Origin of the sequence: Parageobacillus sp. G301 (assembly GCF_030268025.1) — a bacterium.
Classification (GTDB): domain Bacteria; phylum Bacillota; class Bacilli; order Bacillales; family Anoxybacillaceae; genus Parageobacillus_B; species Parageobacillus_B toebii.
Map to the genome: position 1 here is coordinate 361,564 of NZ_BSDB01000002.1, position 21,944 is coordinate 383,507.

At 38.1% G+C, this 21,944-nt stretch carries 10 protein-coding genes and 1 pseudogene; 9 read left to right on the top strand and 2 right to left on the bottom strand.

Features of this window, described 5'->3' with window-relative positions; genetic code table 11:
• Nucleotides 1-33 precede the first annotated feature (33 nt).
• On the bottom strand, nt 34-258 hold the full coding sequence (locus QSJ37_RS18085) for a helix-turn-helix domain-containing protein (RefSeq protein ID WP_483313597.1): 225 nt from the start codon (nt 256-258) through the stop codon (nt 34-36).
• A gap of 218 nt (nt 259-476) precedes the next feature.
• Between QSJ37_RS18085 and QSJ37_RS10520 the strand changes: the two genes are divergently transcribed.
• The 6 genes and pseudogenes from QSJ37_RS10520 (at nt 477) to QSJ37_RS10545 (ending at nt 12,660) form a co-directional block, all read left to right on the top strand.
• A complete protein-coding gene (locus QSJ37_RS10520) occupies nt 477-977 on the top strand; it encodes a hypothetical protein (protein ID WP_285755105.1) in 501 nt (166 codons plus the stop codon).
• Nucleotides 978-1,500: 523 nt separating this feature from the next.
• Nucleotides 1,501-2,871 (top strand): C40 family peptidase, encoded by a 1,371-nt coding sequence (locus tag QSJ37_RS10525; protein ID WP_285755106.1) that lies wholly within the window; start codon nt 1,501-1,503, stop codon nt 2,869-2,871.
• Between the two features lie 331 nt (nt 2,872-3,202).
• Nucleotides 3,203-3,985 (top strand): SLAP domain-containing protein, encoded by a 783-nt coding sequence (locus tag QSJ37_RS10530; RefSeq protein WP_285755107.1) that lies wholly within the window; start codon nt 3,203-3,205, stop codon nt 3,983-3,985.
• Between the two features lie 441 nt (nt 3,986-4,426).
• Nucleotides 4,427-7,141, top strand: coding sequence for an S-layer protein (locus tag QSJ37_RS10535; RefSeq protein WP_285755109.1), 2,715 nt, complete (start codon nt 4,427-4,429; stop codon nt 7,139-7,141).
• A gap of 363 nt (nt 7,142-7,504) precedes the next feature.
• A pseudogene (locus QSJ37_RS10540) lies at nt 7,505-7,890 on the top strand (JAB domain-containing protein); the annotation flags it as partial.
• Nucleotides 7,891-8,154: 264 nt separating this feature from the next.
• A complete protein-coding gene (locus QSJ37_RS10545; protein WP_285755110.1) occupies nt 8,155-12,660 on the top strand; it encodes a hemoblobin-interacting domain-containing protein in 4,506 nt (1,501 codons plus the stop codon).
• Nucleotides 12,661-12,918: 258 nt separating this feature from the next.
• Here the strand turns inward: QSJ37_RS10545 and QSJ37_RS10550 are convergent, their stop codons facing one another.
• Complete coding sequence (locus QSJ37_RS10550) at nt 12,919-13,098, bottom strand: hypothetical protein (RefSeq protein ID WP_138187375.1); 180 nt, start codon at nt 13,096-13,098, stop codon at nt 12,919-12,921.
• Nucleotides 13,099-13,513: 415 nt separating this feature from the next.
• On the opposite strand from QSJ37_RS10550, the gene QSJ37_RS10555 reads away from it, so the two are divergent.
• The 3 genes from QSJ37_RS10555 (at nt 13,514) to QSJ37_RS10565 (ending at nt 21,905) form a co-directional block, all read left to right on the top strand.
• Nucleotides 13,514-16,948, top strand: a complete 3,435-nt coding sequence (locus QSJ37_RS10555) for a 5'-nucleotidase C-terminal domain-containing protein (protein ID WP_285755113.1) — start codon at nt 13,514-13,516, stop codon at nt 16,946-16,948.
• A gap of 74 nt (nt 16,949-17,022) precedes the next feature.
• Complete coding sequence (locus QSJ37_RS10560; protein WP_285755114.1) at nt 17,023-20,622, top strand: chitobiase/beta-hexosaminidase C-terminal domain-containing protein; 3,600 nt, start codon at nt 17,023-17,025, stop codon at nt 20,620-20,622.
• 212 nt (nt 20,623-20,834) lie between these two features.
• Entirely contained in the window at nt 20,835-21,905 is a 1,071-nt protein-coding gene (locus QSJ37_RS10565) for a hypothetical protein (RefSeq protein WP_285755115.1), read from the top strand.
• The last annotated feature ends 39 nt before the right edge of the window (nt 21,906-21,944 follow it).

The following is a 21,944-nucleotide window of genomic DNA, read 5'->3' on the forward strand; positions in this document are numbered from 1 at the left end:
TTTCATCAATATGATCCGTTTGATATAGAAGGTTTACCTCTTACAGCAGCTCTTTTTTGTCGTATGCTTCCCAATTAAAAAATCGACGCTTACTTTGTAGAGATTGCTTAGTTTTTGCAACGATTGCACGTCCGGAAGCAAATCCCCGTTTTCCCATTTGCTGATTTGTGAGCGCGATATATTGAGATGCTGCGCCAGCTGCTCTTGTGTCCAATTATGCTGTTTGCGCAAATATTTTAGTTTTTCTCCTAAATTCATGATTGCTTTCACCACGCTCGAATAAAATCCATCAATAACTTAAAGATAGAAGAGCGTGGAAGAAGTTTGTGTTCTGTTTAGAAACGTTTGTCTATTTGTTCTTAAAAAGATCAAACTTTTTTCACTTGCCAATGTTCGACATCTTTGTCCGATGACTGTCATTATGGTACAATAAGCGAAAAATGGATAAATATTTACTATAACCAGGAAAAAGAGGGATGATGGTGAATATTTATCTCGCGGATTTAATGGTAATTGAGCGGAAAGGTTTCAAACGAAAGAAAGGAACGTATAGGATATTTATCAAAGAAATGCGAAGCCCATTTTCGATTAAATTGAAAACGATTGCACCAACTAATTTTACGGATTCATTGCGGTTTTTAAAAAGTGAGGAAAAACATGACCGTTTCTTGGGGGAAGAAGCGCGGTTTCGCACCATTACGTGTTCTTGTGATGCTCAATTATATTTTGTATTTAAATCGGTCAATCAACTATATATGTTTATCGTAAAGCTTGATTTACAAAAACAAAAGTTCGAAATAGCCCTCTATGAATGGAATCAGCTCCAACAAAAATATCTCCGCCTTCACACCAATGAGCTATTAACCATTGAGAGACAGCTCATTTATTACATTTTGCAGTCGCTTTATATTTTTGACAACAAGCGTATTTCCTATTTGTTTATGTGCCCGGCAAGAAAAAACAATAAATGGTTGTAGCTGTTTTGTGATTGCCTCAAGAACTTCCTTCGTTTATTCTGCTTTTCCTATGGTATTTTGGATGAGGATTGTGCGTTAAACCGCAGATATTCAATACGATTTGATCCTTGCTTAAATAGGGTATTCCCTATTATTTTTTTAAAGTTTTCCAGTTCCCCGCCGCGATTATTCTGGTTTGGATGGCAGCGAACATGGCTGTTTTTTCGTAAAGATTATCTAAATTTTGTATAAAAAAACAAAAATGCTCTTTCTATGAGAAAGGAAGTTTCGCTATACTAATAATATACGTGACTACTTTTCACACCTTTCCGCGTGTCGAAAAATGGAATCTGCCTAAAAAGATGTCGTATCTCTCAGACTATTAGAATGGGCAATTTCAATAGATTCCTTTTTTCGACATTGTTGCGATGTGGATTCAGCCACGGGGGAGAGCGAAAAGGTGTTGAGTTGAGCTGAATTAGCATTGATTCAAGGCGGCAAACGTTGTACAAAGCGGGAAGCAGAAACAATAAGGGAGAGGTAGATGATTGTGAATTGGAAACCAAGACAGATCGTGTTAACGTCCGCTTTCGTCTCTGCTCTGTTTCTGATGCCGGATGATGGAAAAGCAGCGGAATGGAAAGTGGGAATGAGCTCGCCGCAAGTAAAGGAGATCCAGCAGCTACTAAAGGAGAAAGGATTTTTTACATATCCGACTGCCACCGGTTATTTTGGAACGATTACCGAGCAGGCAGTCAAAGCGTTTCAAGCATCGGTTCGTTTGCCGATCACGGGCATCGTCGATGACGCTACATACGCCAAGTTAAAAGGAACAGCTGTCTATAGTACTTCGGAAATGAAAATCGGCTCGCGCGGAAACAATGTAAAGGTGCTGCAACAAAATTTAAAGTTGCTTGGCTATTTCCAATATCCGGAGATCACTGGTTATTATGGAGTGATTACGCAAGATGCGGTCAAGAAGTTTCAACGAAATAACGGCCTTTCCGCAACAGGAGTCGCAGATGCGCGCACTGTACAGTTGATTCAAAACGCGGTGAATAAGCAATCTAACAAAACTTTGCAAGCAAATGCATTAAAAATAGGTTCAAGAGGGACGGAAGTAAGCAAATTGCAACAAAAATTAAAGCAGCTCGGTTATTTTACATATCCAGAAATTACGGATTACTATGGAACGTTTACGGCGGAGGCGGTCCGCAAATTTCAGGAAAAAAACAAACTTCCAGTTACCGGAGTGGCTGACAGCGTAACGCTGGCGAAAATAAACGAAGCGATAGCCAGCTCCGAACCGCAGCCGTCCGCACCGAAAGCGGGCATCTATTTAACAATTGGATCGACTGGTTCTGAAGTAAAAAAAGTGCAAACAAAGTTAAAACAGCTTGGCTATTTTACATATTCGCAAATCACTGGCTATTATGGAACGATGACAGCAAATGCAGTAAAGAGTTTTCAACGGGATGTTAATCTGAAAGCAACAGGTGTTGTCGATGCAGAAACCTATGAGCGTCTGATGGGAAAAGCACCGCAGCGAAAGCTTGATGTTACTGAACTTGTTGCCGATGCGGCGGAACTTCTTGGCAAACCATATGTTTGGGGCGGGGAGACGCCGCAAGTAGGTTTTGACTGCAGCGGATTTATTGTTTATTTGTTTAAAAAACAAGGAATCTCTTTGCCTCGCACAGTAGCGGCAATTTGGAACGTCGGCACGCCGGTTTCCTCCCCTTCGGTCGGCGACATTGTCTTTTTTGAAACGAGCCGTTCTGGCCCATCCCACGCGGGCATTTATATCGGCAATAGACAATTTATTCATAGCGGCTCTTCCACTGGCGTCACCATTAGCAGCTTGGATAATTCTTATTGGAAAGCGCGTTACTTGGGCGCAAAACGATACTACTAAGTTAGGAAAACTTCAAAAGCCCCTTTGCTTTTAAACATAAAATAAAGGGATGGCTTGGAAGTTTCCAGAGCCATCCCTTTACTTTAGAAAGCTTTTTAAACGCTGATTACGGCAGCGGAGAAAACAGGCTAATTAAGAGATCCAAATTTACCTTTTTTGCTGGAACTGTTTGGCGCATCGAGATCTTCATTTTTTTGTATGAAACACAAACAGAATAAAGGATGCGAAATGCATCGCAAATCGATTTCTTCCTATTTATATTTAGGGTATTTCCATGAAATTGAAATCGGTATAGAATAATTGTATTAAATACTATTTTGGGGGAAAACAAATGAAAAAAGTGAGTCGTTTAGGTGCCATTCTTTTTTTTGTAGCCATTTTTATGTTTGGAACACATGGGTATGATGCGAAAGCGGCAGTACGATGGGAAAAGCTAGAGCTAAAGAAAGGAATGATTGGGAAAATTACTGTCGTAAACGATACGGAGCTTTATCGTTGGACAGCACCGGATAAATTAACTGTGATTGGAAAATTAAAAAAGGGACAAGAATACCGCGTTTACAGCAGTAAAACAATAAAAGGGAGCGTTTTCTATGGAGTTGGAGGAGGAACTTACGTTAAAAAAACTGCCAACATTCGTTACACTCCGTTATCGAAAGAGCAATTTATCTCGCTTGTCAAACAGGCATTGAAAGGGCATTATGTGATTGTCGATGATGGTCAATACATTCCGTTTGTCATTGAAAAACAGAAAGGAAATCGTCTGTTTGGCTGGTATCTTTACAATGGGGAAGGTTCGCTGCCGATAGAAGGGGAATTGTCTGGAAACGTCGTTACGCTTCGTGTTTACTTTGAGGATGATTATACACATATTTTGGATTCCATTTCCTATTTACAGGAATATAAAGTACCTAAAGAGGAAATCGAAGAAATTGCCGAACAGCTTGTCAATAACGACGATTATTATATGCAATTCCAATTTACGATTGCCGATAGTCCAACTGAATTCAGCGGGCAATTCCGCTTCGTCGATTTATATTTAGATGATCGTTACGATGTCGTCAGTACAGAATTAGGAGAACCGTTTGCCATTCAGGTCAAAAAATTGGATTAACCCTAAACGGATAAGTGAGCGGCCAAGAGGCCCTCACTTTTTTATTGTGAAAAATGAATGGCATAAATGGAACCATTCTTAATTATATGGATTAATCAGGAAAATATACATAACTATTGGTCTATTTGAAAATAATGGGCATATGTTATATATGGTGTTTGCAAATGAAAAAAATATCAAAAAAATATTGACGAAATCTCTGAAAAAAATGCAATTGAGGCTAGAAATTCCAAGAAAAATGTATTATTATAGTAATCGTGGAGTGTTTGTGGAATAGAAAGAAAGATATAGCAACACAAGCACCATTTCTATTATCATCCTATTATAGGTTTGATAGGATGATAAAGTAAATTTCTTGAGGTTTGTAAGCAATGAATCTATAATATACATTGCTCTAAAACAAGCGATTTTCATAATTAATAAAGGGGGATATATTTCTCGATGGATAAGAAAAAAGCTGTGAAGTTGGCAACGGCAAGTGCTGTAGCAGCAAGTGCATTTGTCGCTGCAAATCCAAATGCTTCTGAAGCGGCTACAAACGTAGCAACAGTAGTAAGCCAAGCAAAAGCACAATTCAAAAAAGCATACTATACTTACAGCCATACAGTAACGGAAACTGGCGAATTCCCAAACATTAACGATGTATATGCTGAATACAACAAAGCGAAAAAAGCATACGCTGATGCGGTAGCATTAGTGAATAAAGCAGGTGGCGCGAAAAAAGACGCTTACTTAGCTGATTTACAAAAAGAATATGAAACTTACGTTTTCAAAGCAAACCCTAAATCTGGTGAAGCTCGTGTAGCAACTTACATCGACGCATACAACTATGCTGTGAAATTAGATGGTTTGCGTCAACAATTAGCTGATGCTGTTCAAGCGAAAGATCTTGCGAAAGCAGAAGAGCTTTATCACAAAATTTCTTATGAGTTAAAATCTCGTACAGTAATCTTAGACCGCGTATATGGTCAATCCACTCGCGATCTTCTTCGCACTAAATTTAAAGCAGAAGCACAAAAACTTCGCGACAGCTTGATTTACGATATTACTGTTGCAATGAAAGCGCGCGAAGTACAAGACGCTGTGAAAGCAGGCAATTTAGACAAAGCTAAAGCTGCTGTTGATAAAATCAATGAATACTTACCAAAAGTAACAGACGCTTTCAAAGCTGAACTAACAGAAGCAGCGAAAAAAGCATTAGATGCATATGAAGCAGCGCTTACTCCAAAAGTTGAAAGTGTAAGTGCGATTAACGCTAAACAAGTTGTTGTTAAGTTCAATAAGGCAGTTCAAGCTGGTACAGCAACTGGTGGTGCTCAAGTAGTTGCAAACTACAGCTTAGATGGTACTAATCCTACACGAGTTGAATTAAGCGAAGATAAAAAGACTGCTACTTTAACTTTCGGTGCAGGATTTGTATCTAAATTAAACAAATACGTTGAATTTAAAGTTGAAAATATTAAAGATGCTACTGGAAAGGACGTTACTAAGTATCAAGCACCATTATTCTTAGAAGATAAACAAGCTCCAACGGCTACTGTAGAGTATAAAGCGCCTAATGTAGTAGTTAGCTTCTCTGAACCTCTTAAAAAGCAAGGCACAGAATTAGGTTCTGTATCAGGAAGCACTGCTACAGTTTCTGTAGATGGAGTACCAACAACTTCTTATACAATTACTGATGATAATACTGCTAGTGATGCTTTAACAGGCGCTAGCAAAATTACATTATCTGGTCTAACACCTGGTGAGCATACAATCACTATCGTAGGTGCTCAAGATTTAGCGGGTAATTTCTTACCAGATGTGACTTTAAAAGTTAATGTTAGTGAAGATAAAACAGCTCCTCAAGTAGTATCAATGACTGCTGAAGGCTCTAAAATTCGTGTTAAACTTAGTGAGCCAGTTGTAGATACAACTCTTAACGGTCAAGCTAACAAGCGTCTATGGTTAACAGATGGTACTAATAATGTGTATGCAACATCTGCTGAACAAGTTGATACTGAAGGAAAAGAATATTTAGTAGATGCTTCTGCATTTATTCCTGCAGGAAATAACTTTGTTACTAAAGAAATCACTGTAAAAGCTGGTTCAAAAGATGCTAGCGGAAATACTTCTTCTGATTTTAAACAAACATTAACTATTACTAAAGATGAGACGGCTCCTAAAGTAGTAAGCACATCTTATAAAGATGACAAAATCATTGTGAAATTTGATGAGCCTATTGCTGCAGGTACTTCTCCATTAACAACTGGAACTGACTTAAATGTTCGCTATACTGATACAGATGGTGTTGTAAAAGTTGATAATGCTGCAACATATTCACCAGTTGCCTATGTATATGATGCAAACAACGACGGTGATACTACAGATGCTGGTGAAAACCAATATCTTGTAATTCCTGTTACAGACACTGACTTTGTTGCATCTTCTAAGTTAAAAGCAGGTAGTTACGAAGTTACTTTACCAGCTGGAGTTGTTAAGGATGTATATAACAACAGCACTACAGCACCAATAAAACTTACTTTCACAGTAGCTCAAGATAGCACTACGTCTGCTACTTTAGGCTTAAGTGTTACTCAAGTTTCTCCTGGTGTGCTTGAGTTTGTAGTTGGTGCTGCAGGTACTGAATTAACATCTGCTGCATTAGATGTGAATAAATTTACAATTAACGGAGTAGCTTTACCAGTTGGAACAAAATTATATTTCTTCGGAGATAAGCACACTATCCGTGCAGAGTTACCAGAAGGTGCTATTACTGCAAATGGTATTCGTACAGTTGCAGCAAGAGATATTACTGACAAATACGGCAATACTTTAACTCAAGCAGCTAAAGACGGTGTTGCTGTTAACTTAACAGAAAATGTTCGTCCAACTGCACAAAAAGTTGAACTTGCAGATAACAAAACTTTATATGTTACACTCTCTGAAAAACTTGGAACTCTACCTGCAACTGTAAATGGCATTAAAGTTAAGAAGAATGGTTCTTATGTTGATGCTGCTGACTTAACATTTGCAGTAGTAAATAATAACCAATTAAAAATCACTACTACAAGCACAGTGTTCAACTTAAGTGACTCTATCACTGTAGAGATTACTGGTACAAATGTTGCTGATGCGAATGGCAACCTTGTAAAAGATGCAGTTATTAGTAAATAAAATTGAGTAGCACCTATCCTTTTAAAAGAAGTAAAGTAAGGGCAGAGGGTGAAAACTCTCTGCTTTTACTTTTTTCCGGGAAAAAATATATCGTATCGACAGTCCTGTTATCCCTTCTAAGAAACCGTATCAAAAAACTTTTTAAGCATTTAATATATTATGAACATCAAATACAAATTTATATACTCTGACCAGCCTCAATTCCTTTCGGGGAATTGGGGCTATTTTTGTTTTAGGAGGGAAAAATGAGCAAGTATTAAACCATCAACTACAAGTAGCTAGAAAGAGAGGTATCTGGTATTTGCCAAGTAGCCAGCGAAGCGCGTCAACATTGTCAGCCTGAAGCTCGTTCGGGAGTCTAGCATGCTGTACAAGGAGCGACAAGTCAAGTCGCCGGAAGATGCGTACAGGCTGCTGAAGCCGTTTCTTGTGGAAGCCGACCGTGAGAAGTTTGTCGTCATCTGCTTGGACACGAAAAACCAGCGACCGCTATCAACGTCTGTCATGTCGGAAGCCTGAACGCCAGCATCGTCCATCCGCGTGAAGTGTTCAAGTCGGCGATTCTGTCGAATTCGGCTTCGATTCTTGTCGCCCACAATCACCCTTCGTCCGACCCGACTCCGTCGAGGGAGGACATCGAGGTAACGAAACGGTTAGTGGAGGCAGGAAGAGTGATTGGCATAGATGTGCTGGACCATTTGATTGTTTGCGAAGAGAAGTTCATTTTACTAGAAGAGAAAGGCTACATTCGAAGGAAAGTGAGAACAATGAATTTTGTTATGCTCTGCTTAACTATAACTAAAACGAACGCTTTCCAAATGACAGGAAGCATCGAGAAATGACAAAAGCCCTAGTTCACCCTAAATTTTATAATTTTTCATAAAAGAATATTTGCATTAATATACAAGATATAGTAAAATTTTCTATGGTTTTTATTACTATAATTATACTTATTTTACCTTTTAGTAGGTAATAAGATAGATAATAAATATTTTCTTTAAGGGGGAAGAAGAATGGGGAAGAAAAATGCTAAAAAGTTGGCAACATCTATTGTCACGATGTCTGCAGTTGCCGCTAGTGCAGTGGTGGTTTCCAATCCGGCTCAAGCCGCAATAACGACCAATGCTGAGAAGCTGGTTGTTAAAGCGGAAAAACTTGCTGGCGCATTAAAATGGCAAGTTTCTTACGATTACCGGAAAAAGGTTTATCCTAAAAATGTGTTAGATTATCCAGATATGAAGCTGTTTAATGAGACAAAATCTGCGTTGAAAGCTGCTCGGGAAGAAGTAAAGAAGCTAAAAGGAAAAGAGAAAGAAATTTTGGAGGCTCGTCTCACGCAAAATGTTCAAGTATACGTCGATCGCGCTGCCCTTTATATTGATGCCGTTTCAGCAGGTAAAAAAATTGAAGCGAAAGCGAATATATTAAAGAAATTCATTTCTAACCATATCGTAAATGACTCCACAGAAAAAGCGTATCATGATTTAACAAAAGAAATTCGTACAAAGTCCCCTGCTTTTTATAAAGTATATGGTGCTTCTACTCGTACAGCATTGGTTCAAACATATCTCAAACCTGCACAACAAGTGAAAGATGCGGCGTTATATCCAGTTTCCATTAAAATAGAGACAGACCGTTTGAATGCGGCGCTGAAAGAAAACAAGATTGATCAAGCGATTTACCATAAAAACCGTATTGAAAAATTTGTGAGCGAAGGTTTAAAACTTGGAGTGTTGAAAGAAAATAGCAATCTATTCAAAAGCGTAATGGCTTACGTAAGTCCGGTTAAGGCAGAGTTTGAAAAGCGCTTTGTGGTCTTCAATGCAAATTCTACTGCAGCGGATAAGCCAACCACTTTTGGCGGAACGGCAACGGAAGTGAAAAAATACGACCAATTCGTTATCATCATTGCGGGAAAAGATCAATATATTAAACTGGCAAATGTAGAGGTCAATGGAAATATTATTATTAAAGGAAATGAAACAGGTGCCGGAACGGTTTACCTTGAAAACGTGAAAGTGAATAAGGTGAATAACCAAGGCGGTGTCATTATTGTTGATGACGTGGCTGACCATAGTTTGCATCAGAAAAACGTCACAGCTGAAGAATTGAAAATCAACGATGCAAACGGTGCCAATATCGTGGCGGAAGAAGGAACGAGGATTAAAACATTGTCTCTTACAGAAACAGCAGGATCCAAAGGAGCGGTTATACTTGATTCGAAAGAAAAAGGTGCATACGAAGTCGTTTCCGTTGGCACGAAAGGAAGCGAATCGAGTAAAGGGGTGGAATTGAGAGGCGACTTCTCTAATACGAAAGTAGAAGTAACGGGAGAAGGTTCACAAGTCAAAGTAGCGAAAGACGCCGTAGTGAAAGAAATTGAAGTGAAAACAGAAGCGAAATTGGAAGCGGAACAAGGCGCGAAAGTACAAGCCGTGAACCTGGCTGCCGAAAAAGCAGGGCAAAAAATCGAATTAAAAGGGGACTTAAAGGAAGCTACGGTCACTGTTAAAAATGCGAATGCACAAATCCAAGTAGCAAAAGACTCTGTAGTAAAAGAGATTAAGAAAGACTCCTCAGTAACAGGCCCTATTCAAGTAACAAACAGCGGTACGATTCAAACATCTACAGGTGTTACCGTGAATAACAAGGATGGGGGACAAACTGGGCCACAAACCGGTTCTACAGATGGTTCGACGGGATCGGGTTCTGCTGGTAGCATCCAAACCGCGCCAACGTTAACAGCAGATAACACAGATGCAAAAGTGGGAAACGACATTGAATTAACGTTTGCTCCAAATACAGATTGGCAAGGAAAAATCACGGCTGTAGAAGTAGATGGAGTGTCAGTAGCTACAGAGAAGTATACAGTCACAAATGGTAAGATCACGTTAGATAAGAGTCTATTCACAACAGCTAAAAACTACAGCATTGTCATCAAAGCAACAGGATATACAGATGCGATAGTGGTACAACCGGTAGCGGCGAGTGATCAAACAGCACCAACAATGGAAGTACATTTATACCCAGGTTTTGCGTTAGGGTCAACTTCGATTAATTATATTCCTGAAAATAGTAATCAATTAGTGTTCAAGATTTCTGATCAACCAGTTTCTACTATACCAAACGTAGGAGATACACCTCCTTCCGATGTAAAACCTTATAATATTGGAGATGATATCACGGATATATCTCCTAACCAATATATACAACTGTACGAACTAGATAGTAATGGAAAAATAGTAAAGTTTAAGGAAATTAAAATTACGGAGAAAGATATCAATTCTTCGCATTATGTAACAAGATTTACTTTTGAATCTAATAACTTTTATGTTGAATTTAATTATCCATTAGAAAAGGAAACTTTTACAAACGATGATATAGATGAAGTTATTAGATATTTCAATATAACAGCTGAGGATTTTTCAATAAATAAATCAAATATCAAATCAATTAAGTGGATTGCAGCTGATGAGAAAGGTATAACTAAGTTAGAGATTCAGTTAGACAAAGAAATTAATTTATTAGGGAATTATATCATTAGTCTTGGTTATGTATCGGAAACTGTAAAATGGATCACTCCAGAAGGGCAGGATTCATATGATCTCGCTTCATCGGAGATCTCAGGTGATGTTTCTGATTCTGTTGTTATTGAACATATAAAAGCATTGATTGCAAATGGTGATTATAACGGACGTATTTATTCTTTAGACCATTTGTTACATTATCTGTCAAAAACATCAAAGATACAGAATTATAATGAACGTAAGTTTGATCTGTATCAGAAGTATATAGTGGACAATAAAGATAGACTTGAAGATTTGAATTCTTTGCAAAACATAATTGATGAGGTCAATGAAATTCCGACATTTGATGCTGTGGAAGCATCGGGTAATACTATAAAGTTAATATTTAGCGAAAACGTATGGATTGATGGTGTATTAGATAAGAATGATATAATAGTCAATGTAAATGGAGAGAAACGATCGATTACAAACTTACAGCAAACCATTGATCTGTCATCGGCAACAAATTCGATCACATTTACAATTGATGGACAGTCTATTCTTCCTGGTCAATTTGTCAAAATTATTATTTCAGAAACAGGAGCTGCGAAAATAAAAGATATTGATGGTAATTCTATTTTACCGATTAATCATAGTAGTCAAACTGTGCTAACAAAGGAGCAGACGCTTCAAGCATTAGAAACGGAGTTAGCGAATCTCCCGGCAAATAAAGCAGAGGCAGATGCGATAAATGATAGGGGATTATTGCAACAATTGTTAGAAAGAGTAAATACAGTCATTGAAAATGCGAAAAGTATAGGAGTAACAGAAGAGGAAATCAAACAATTACCAAACTACGAGCGCATTGCGGTGACAGAGAAGCGAATTGCGGATATTGATGCAGCAGCAAAGGCACAAGCAGTTGAAGCAGTGAAAACGGAGTTAGCGAAGCTGCCAGCAGATAAATCACAGGCGGATGCGATAAATGATAGAGAATTATTGCAAGAATTGTTGGACGGAGTAAACACAGCTATTGAAAATGCGAAAAGTGCAGGGGCAACAGAAGAGGAAATTGAACAGTTACCAAACTACGGGCGCATTGCGATAACAAAGGCACGAATTGCGGATATTGATGCAGCAGCGGCAAAAGCTCAAGCAATTGAAGCATTAGAAACAGAGTTGGCAAAGCTGCCAGCAGATAAAGCAGAGGCAGATATGTTTAATGATAAGGAAGCGTTGCAGGAATTGTTAGAAGGAGTAAATACAGCTATTGAAAATGCGAAAAGTGCAGGAGTAACAGAAGAAGAAATCGAACAATTGCCAAACTATGGACGCATTGCAGTAACAGAGGCACGCATTGCGGATATTGAGCAAGAAGCGGCAGCAAGAGCTCGAGCGGTTGAAGCAGTAAATAATGCAACAAATGCTGTAGATATGAAAGAAGCGTTAGAAAATCTTAATTTGGATTTTCAAGGTAAAATGTATTATGAAGGTTTTAATGATTATCAAAAGCTTGCCGTAGCGGAACAAGTAATGGCAATACGTGATGCTTTGAAAGCATATGATGAGGATCATACAAGAAATGAGAAAGCTGTTGCTGGAAAATTCTATGATGAAAGCGAAATTCAAATAGCACTTGATCAAGCTGTGTACAAGGTGTATATTTCTCCGACGTTTAGTTCCATCACTTTTAATGATAATGGAAATAAAGCTGAAACGATTGTCATTAGATTGTCTGAGGCTTTAGGAACTTTGGGAACGGAACTAAATGATGGCGACGATCTTAAGTATGCAATTACTATAACTGAAGGTTCTAATAATATAACTGAGTTTACAGCTATTTATAAGCGAGACATTGATGGTAATTTAGATAATGGTAATCAACCGGCGATCCTAATTAATACAGATAGTGATGGTTTAATAACAAATGCTGTTACAATTAAAATTGATGATTCATTAACAGATTTAGAAGGTAATAAATTTTTACCAAACTATGCGATATCTCTAGATTAATAATAAAAGCTCTTGATTGCGTACCTGTGCGCAACAGACAGAAAAGCTGACAGTATCATTCCAGTTAGTTCAGAAGGAACCAGTGTCGAAGCGGCTCTGGTTCCTTTTCTTTTGCTATCTTTTTGTGAAAAATTTAAGGAAATTAACAGCGTGCCTGTCACCGTTTGAATATGTCTTTTCCTTATTTGACTAAATTGCCTATTAACTGAACAAAAAAGCGATACTTTTATGGAAGTACCGCTTCCGTTAAATACAAAGTTATAGTTTTTTATCCAATTTTTGAGTAATTTCTTGTAACAAGTCAATTATTTTCTGAGTTTGTCTAAGTTGCTCATCTGAATTGATCTTGATAATGTTAACCCAATGAAAGATAAGTGCAAGCATTGCAAAAAGTAGAAGAGCTACAAAAGATAGAAGAGCTACTAATAACGATCTCATCCATATATACTCCCAATTATTTTTAAGCAAAATAATTTTTTAAACTCGTGGTGTTAGATAAAAAAGTGAGCATAAAAATTGGCCCTTGTATGGAAATTCCGGCAGTGAGAAAAGGAGAAAATTCTCCAAGTGGTTTCAACAATGTAGAAAGGGTTAAACTGCCATTTAAATCTTACATATTAAGTTGAAGTAAGAATCTCCTCGGCAATTGTCTGACGGTCTCTTCACTAATCTATTCTTTTTTATTTAAAAGTATAATATTCAAATAATATATAATTAATAAAAAATTAATAATTTATTTACGTTACATATATTGTACTAATATGAAAAATATGGTACTTTGATATAAGGATTTTATTTACCAATAATTATACTTATTTTCGAAATCAATATTTTTAGTAAAGGAGAAAGAAGAATGAGAAAGAAAAAAACTAAAAAGTTAGCAATATCTATTGCTGCTATGTCTGCGGTCGCCGCTAATGCAGTTGTGGTTTCCAATCCGGCTCAAGCCGCAACAATGGCCAATGCTGAGAAGCTGGTTGTTAAAGCGGAAAAACTTGCCGGCGCATTAAAATGGCAAGTTTCTTACGATTACCGGAAAAAGGTTTATCCTAAAAATGTGTTAGATTATCCAGATATGAAGCTGTTTAATGAGACAAAATCTGCGTTGAAAGCTGCTCGGGAAGAAGTAAAGAAGCTAAAAGGAAAAGAGAAAGAAATTTTGGAGGCTCGTCTCACGCAAAATGTTCAAGTATACGTTGATCGCGCTGCCTCTTATATAGACGCTGTATCGGCCGGCAAAAAAATCGAAGCGAAAGCCAATATATTAAAGAAGTTAATTTCTAACCATATCGTAAATGATTCCACAGAAAAAGCATATCATGATTTAACAAAAGAAATTCGTACAAAGTCCCCTGCTTTTTATAAAGTATATGGTGCTTCTACTCGTACAGCATTGATTCAAACATATCTCAAACCTGCACAACAAGTGAAAGATGCGGCGTTATACCCAGTTTCCATTAAAATAGAAACAGACCGTTTGAATGCGGCACTAAAAGAAAACAAGATTGATCAAGCGATTTATCATAAAAACCGTATTGAAAAATTTGTGAGCGAAGGTTTAAAACTTGGAGTGTTGAAAGAAAATAGCAAGCTATTAAAAATCGTGATGGCTTACGTAAATCCGGTTAAGGCAGATTTGGAAAAGCGATTTGCAATTTTTAATGCAGATTCTACTATAGCGGACAAGCCAACCACTTTTGGCGGAACGGCAGCGGAAGTGAAAAAATACGACCAATCCGTTATCCTCATTGCGGGAAAAGATCAATATATTAAACTGGCAAATGCAGAGGTCAATGGAAATATTATTATTAAAGGGAATGAAACAGGCGCTGGAACGGTTTACCTTGAAAATGTGAAAGTGAACAAGGTAAACAACCAAGGCGGTGTCATTATTGTTGATGATGTGGCTGATCACAGTTTGCGTCAGAAAAACGTTACAGCGGAAGAATTGAAAATCAACGATGCGAACGGTGCCAACATCGTAGCGGAAGAAGGAACAAAGATTAAGACATTATCTCTTACAGAAAAGGCGGGAGCGACAGGAACGATTATTCTTGATTCTAAAGAAAAAGGTGCGTACGAAGTCGTTTCCATTGGTACAAAAGGCAGCGAATCAAGCAAAGGTGTGGAATTGAAAGGTGACTTCTCTAATACGAAGGTAGAGGTAACGGGAGAAGGTTCACAAGTCAAGGTAGCGAAAGACGCCGTAGTGAAAGAAATCGAAGTGAAGACAGAAGCGAAATTGGAAGCGGAACAAGGCGCGAAAGTACAAGCCGTGAACCTGGCTGCCGAAAAATCAGGGCAAAAAATCGAATTAAAAGGGGACTTAAAGGAAGCTACGGTCACTGTTAAAAATGCTAATGCAAAAATTGAAGTAGCTAAAGATTCTGTAATTAAAGAGATTAAGAAAGATTCATCCGTCACGGGTTCTATTGAAGTAATAAATAACGGTACGGTGCAAACGGCTACCGGTGTTACAGTAAAGAACAATCCCGGTGGACAAACTGGTTCAACAGGTAATACAGGATCAGGTGGAACGAGAAACCCATTTAAATTAACAGTAATGCACACAAATGATACACATGCTCATTTAGACAATATTGCAAGACGCATCACTGCAATTAAACAGGTAAGACAAACAAACCCTAATTCATTGTTATTAGATGCAGGAGACGTGTTCTCTGGAACATTGTATTTTAATGAATTTAATGGATTAGCAGATTTAGAGTTTATGAATCTTGCGGGCTATGACGCCATGACATTTGGAAATCATGAGTTTGACAAAGGAACTGCAATTTTAGCTAACTTTGTGAAGGGGGCGAAGTTCCCATTTGTCAGCGCCAATGTCGATTTCTCCAAAGATGAAAATCTAAAAGTAAGTTTCCGTAATGAAATATCTTCAAATCCAGAAAACGGAAAAATTTATAATGGAATTATCAAAGAAGTAAATGGAGAAAAGATCGGTATCTTCGGCCTAACAACAGCTGAAACGAAAAATATTTCAAGTCCAGGTGAAGACGTAGTCTTTGAAGACTACATTGAAGAGGCGGAAAAAGCAGTTGAAGCATTCGAAGCCCAAGGAGTCAATAAAATTATCGCATTAACCCATATAGGATTTAACGACGGCGGTGGAGATAATGACCTTACGTTGGCAAAGGAAGTTGAAGGAATAGACGTTATTGTTGGCGGACATTCTCACGATAAGCTTGTTGAACCTGTTGTTGATAAAACAGGAGAAGAGCCGACTGTTATTGTTCAAGCGAATGAATATAGCAAGTACCTTGGTACGCTAGATGTCGAGTTTGATGAGAATGGGAAAGTGGTTGGCTATGCCGGCAAGCTGATCGACATTGATCAAAAAGTAAAAGTAGGAGATAAAGAGGTTTATGTGCTACAAGATGATCCTGAAGATGCTCAAATTTTAGCAACAAAATACAAACCAAAAGTTGTAGAAAAGCAAAATACTATTATTGGACAAGCAGCCGTTGATTTAATTGGAGGAAATCCGCCTGCACGTGTTGGCGAAACAAACTTAGGAAATTTGATTACTGACGGCATGCTGGCAAAGGCAAAAACTATTAATCCAGATACAGTCATTGCTCTCCAAAACGGGGGTGGAATTCGTGCTACCATCCCGGCTGGAAACATTACATTAGCAAAAATACTGGAAGTAATGCCTTTTGGAAACTCATTAGCATTAATGAAACTGACGGGTGCTGAAATCAAAGAAGCGCTTGAACACAGTGTAAAAGACGCACCAAAACCTTTTGGCGGGTACTTGCAAGTTTCCGGTATGAAATTCACATATGACAGCAGAAAACCATTAGGTGAAAAAGTGTTAACAGTGGAAGTGAAAGAAGGAGACAATTATGTTCCGTTAGATCCTAATAAAACATACGTAGTAGCCACAAATACCTTTACCGCAAAAGGTGGAGATGGCTACACCATGTTCGCTAAGGCTTACGCAGAAGGACGTGTAAGCGAGCCGGGATTTGTAGACTGGGAAATGTTCAGAGATTACGTAGCTGCTCAACCAAATCAAACGGTAAATCCATCGGTGGAAGGACGTATCATTGATGTAGCGACTGCTATAACCTCTATAAACGCAGCTGATTTCAGCGGAACGGCACAATCTCCTAAAGTTTACAACGGCAACGTTTCTGTTGATGTAACGGGAGTTGACAAATTAGAGTATGCAATTGTAAAAGGTGACCTTTATTTAAGAGGAAACACAGCGATCGTTTTAAACCATGTTACGGTAGAAGGCGAAACATATTTCCTTGACTAAAAAAATTAAACAAGGCCCTGGGCAAAATTGCCAGGGGCTATGTATGGAAAAAATATAAACCTAGGGAGGATAAAATGAAGATAAAAAGTTGGAAGAAAACTTTCAACATAGTGCTCATTTGGGTTATGGCCATAAGTCTGTTCGTCCCGGTTAATGTATCAAAAGCAGCTGAAGTTATGACAGTTGCTGAAGCAATTGCCAAGCAAGGTACAAATGGTGCCACGGTAGAAGGGTATATAGTTGGCAATTCTAAAGGAAGTGGGAATTTTACTTACGAACCACCATTTGATCATAGCCAAGGTCTATATAATATTAGTATTGCAGATAAAGCTGGTGAAACAGATAAGTTCAAAACGTTAAATATTCAATTAACAGCACCATATAGAGAAAAATTTAGTTTGGCTAAAAATCCAGGAAATTTAGGTAAAAAAATTCGAGTTACAGGAAATTTGGAGAGTTATAATGATTTACCTGGATTGAAATCTCCAATAAGTATTGAATTTGTTGAGGACACCAACCAATCAAAAGTCCAACCAGTCACCGCTTCCCCTGCAGCCGGAGCGGTTGAAAAGGGAACAGTAGTAACGCTATCAACAGCAACACCAGGTGCAAAAATCTATTATACAACGGACGGAACAGATCCAACCGAAACAAGCACAGAGTATACAGGTTCAATAACCATTGACAGAGATATAACGATTAAAGCAATCGCCGTAGCAAACGGGCTTGAAAAAAGTGAAGTTCAGACTTTTGTCTATACAGTTTTGCAAGAACAATCGATTGCGGATGTAAGAAAACAAGCAATCGGAACACAGGTAAGCACAACAGGAATCGTGACGGCTGTATTAAAACATACCGTCTATATCCAAGATGAAACGGCAGGAATCGTCCTATACGGTTCAGGACTGAATGTTCAACGCGGAGATAAAGTTCGTGTAAAAGGAACGTTAACTGATTTTAATACGTTATTGGAAATCAATGTTCAAGCAAGTGATGTACAAGTCATCGGCCAAGGGATGGTTCCACAGCCGCAAGTGTTAACAGCAGACCAACTTAACGAAGATAAAGAAGGTATGCTTGTAGCTGTTCACAATGTAACCGTTGAATCTTTATCCAACGGCAATTATATTGCCAAAGATGGCAACGGAAATACGTTTGTCATTCGTCCAGAGGATACGAACTTACTTTCCGTTAATAAAACCTATGAATCAATAACTGGCGTTTTAGGTGCGTATAAAAATACTTATCAGTTAATTCCTCGTGATGCGGCTGACATTGTTGCCGAATCAAATAAAGTGCAACCTATTACAGCGACTCCTAGTTCAGGGCTAGTGAATAAGGGAGTTACGGTAACCTTATCAACAGCTACAGAAGGCGCGACAATCTACTACACAACAGACAACACCGAACCAACGACAAGCAGTCTCGTTTATAGTGGACCAATCACCATAACTGAAGACACAACGATTAAAGCGATTGCGGTGAAGGATGGATTAAAAAACAGTGATGTAGCTACTTTCCAATACATCATTCAAGATGGGGAGATTCGCATCCATGACATTCAAGGTGCCGGACACACTTCACCATTAGATGGAAAAAACGTAACAGATGTTGAAGGCATCGTAACGTATGTGGTTGACGCTAATAACTTTTATATGCAAGATTTGCAGCCAGATAATGATGATAAGACATCAGAAGGAATTTTAGTTTATAAAAAATCTCATGGCGTAAATGTTGGAGACGTTGTGAAGGTAACCGGACAAGTGAAAGAATATGTATTAGAGGGATATGATGAAAAATTACAGACTGATTTGCCGGTTACCGAAATAAATGCAGGATCAGGTTCCATTACAAAGGTTTCAAGCGGACAATTCCTTCCTGCACCAGTTGTGATTGGAAAAGACCGAGCACTTCCGACTGAAGTTATTGATAATGACAGTTTCACTAAATTTGATCCGGAAGAAGACGGAATCGACTTCTTTGAAAGCTTAGAAGGAATGCTTGTGCAGGTAGATAATCCAAAGGTTGTTGCACCGCAAAAATATGGTGAGATCATCGTTGTCCCTGAATCAATTCCAACGAATACAATAGCTGGTGGATTAAAAATTTCAGAAACAGACTACAACCCTGAAAGAATCATGATTGATATTAATGATGAAAACTACGTGGCAAAAACAGGAGATTATTTTAATGGCTCAATCAAGGGTGTTGTAAGTTATAGTTTCAGCAACTATAAAGTGTTAAGCAATAAAAGTGATTTACCGCCACTTATTGAAGGACCAACCGCTCGTGAAACAACAACGATTACTCCAGACCCAGAGAAACTGACAATTGCTTCTTACAATGTAGAGAATTTCTCAGCAAAAACAGATGACGCAAAGGTAACAAAGCTAGCACAAGCAATTGTCCAAAATTTGAAGCAGCCGGATATTATCGGTTTAGTAGAAATGCAGGATAATGACGGGGAAACAGACAGCGGAAATACCAATGCTGATCAAAGTTTTGCGAGATTAATCAACAAAATTAAAGAACTTGGAGGTCCAGAATACGCTTATACGGATATCGCTCCGGAAAATAATAGGGACGGCGGTGCTCCTGGTGGAAATATTCGCGTTGGCTTTCTTTATAACCAAGACCGGGTATCTCTTGTAGAAGGAACAAAAGGTACTGCCACACAAGCAGTTGGTTTTGAAAATGGAAAACTGACATTAAACCCAGGCCGCATTGACCCAACAAACCCGGCGTTTGATTCCAGCCGTAAGCCGCTGGCAGCACAGTTTAAATTTAACGGAAAAAGTGTGATCGTAATAGCAAACCATTTCAACTCTAAAAGCGGAGACTTTCCTTTATTCGGGAAAGTTCAGCCTCCAGAATTCAAAAGCGAGGCTAAACGCCTTGAAATGGCAAGAATCGTTAACAATTTTGTAAAAGATGTTCAATCAAAAGATCCGAATGCAAATATTGTGGTATTAGGGGACTTTAATGATTTCGAATTTTCAAATCCTTTAAAAACACTAAAAGGAAACGAATTAACAAATATGATCGAGAAAGTTCCGGCAGAAGAGCGCTATTCGTATACGCATCAAGGAAACTCCCAGGTACTTGATCACATTTTAGTATCTAATAACTTGGCACAATCAACAATAGTCGATATTGTCCATATCAACTCATCTTTTATGGAAGTGCACGGACGTGCAAGCGACCATGATCCGGTACTAATTCAGATACAATTAGGTGCTGCACAGCCGAAATATGACAAGGTATATAATCTTGTTGGCTTCTCAACTAAAAAACTAACGATTCAAGCTTCCAACTCTCTGGTCAACATGGACGGCACTTCAGTAATTAGAGAGGGAATCTGGTTAAAGAACTCAGCTACTGTTAAAGGGGAAGGTTTAAAAAATACAAAAATTGTGATCAGCCCAACTTCAAAAGATGCTGTCATTGACTTAAGCGGTGCAGAAGTAAAAGAAGTATTAATCGACAATGCCAATGTAAAAGAGATTAAAGGCGCAGAAAATGTTCAATTATGGACGGTAACGAACGGAGTTGATACCTCTAATATCATATTTAAGGATTCAAAGGGAGAAGTAATATCGCCTGTCACGCTCCCAAGTTTGTCGAAAGGCTCTGCGGAGATAAATCTCTGCAGGGCTTTTCTTTTTGTACTTTAGTAGAAACATAAAATCCGTTTCAAATAACTTTTGAGACAGTTAATATAAAATAGAAGCTAGATAAATAGTATTAAGCCCTAATTCCTACCAAGGAGCCAACGATTTCAGTTTGCAAAGTTTGAGTTATTTATTGTCAGAAAATGAAAATAATTATTTACAATAAAGCACTCCCATGGTACAATTTATTGGTAAAAAATGCAGGAGGGACCTATATGAGGAAAATTATTTCATTATTGTTGGTTTTTTTATTAATGGCATCGTTTTTGCCAAAACCATTTCAAGCAGCAACTAATGATCCATTAGTTCCTGTTTACAGCAAAAAATATAATTTAAGTATGTTATTGCCCAAAAAAGAATTGAGTCGTATTAAGGTAGTGGAGGACAAAGAAGGCTGGAAATTTTATTTCAAAGAGACCTCTAAAAAAGTGGGTGCATTAATTGTATTAATTAAAAAGGGTTTTTATACATATGAAGGAGAAGGAGACGTTTATATTCCTATCATCCAAGGTGATAAGGCTAGTAATAATGTATATGCTTTAGGACCTGCAGAACCCATGTATGAAGGGAGCATGGAGAAAGAGTATGAACGTATATATGATGTAATACTCAAGCATTTTGTAACAATGGAGTTAAGCACAAACCGTTATGTTTACACGATTCCTTGGGGAAAGACAACATTTCAAAAAGGGCAACTTGGCAAGATTGTAGTGACTAAGACAACCAATTATTACACGCTGGATAAGAATAACAAAATGATCAAAAAAGGCACTTTTAATAAGGGTGTGGAAAAACCGGTATTTAAACCGGCAAAAACTCAAAAGGGATATTATTATATTGGTGGCGGATTATATGTTCCGCAGAATTCCGGCAAATTTGTTAAACCTACTTCCGCAATGATCTCAAACGTTAGTAACGAACAGTTAAAAACCTATAATATGACATGGACCAATATGTCCAATTCAAAGGATAAATATTACCAAGTTGCTGAAGTGAAATATTTGGGTGGCAATAAGATCGATCTAGCCATTAGCGGAGTCATTTACTACCGAAATGATGGAGCAGATGTCAAACAAGAAAACCTGTCGAAAGCACGAGTGACCATTGATTCAAATGGAATCGGAACCTTCAAATTCAAAAGTGACTTTACCGGTGCATCAGGCACAGGGTATATCTACCTGCGAAATCACAGAGTAGCTGTTTACCTAGTTCCAGACGTTCTAGACAGCTACTTTGAAGCCATAGACATAGGCATCACTTACTTCACAAAAAAGTGGCCTTATTGATAGTGGGGGCTGACCCACATGCTCTAAAAAGCGGTAAGG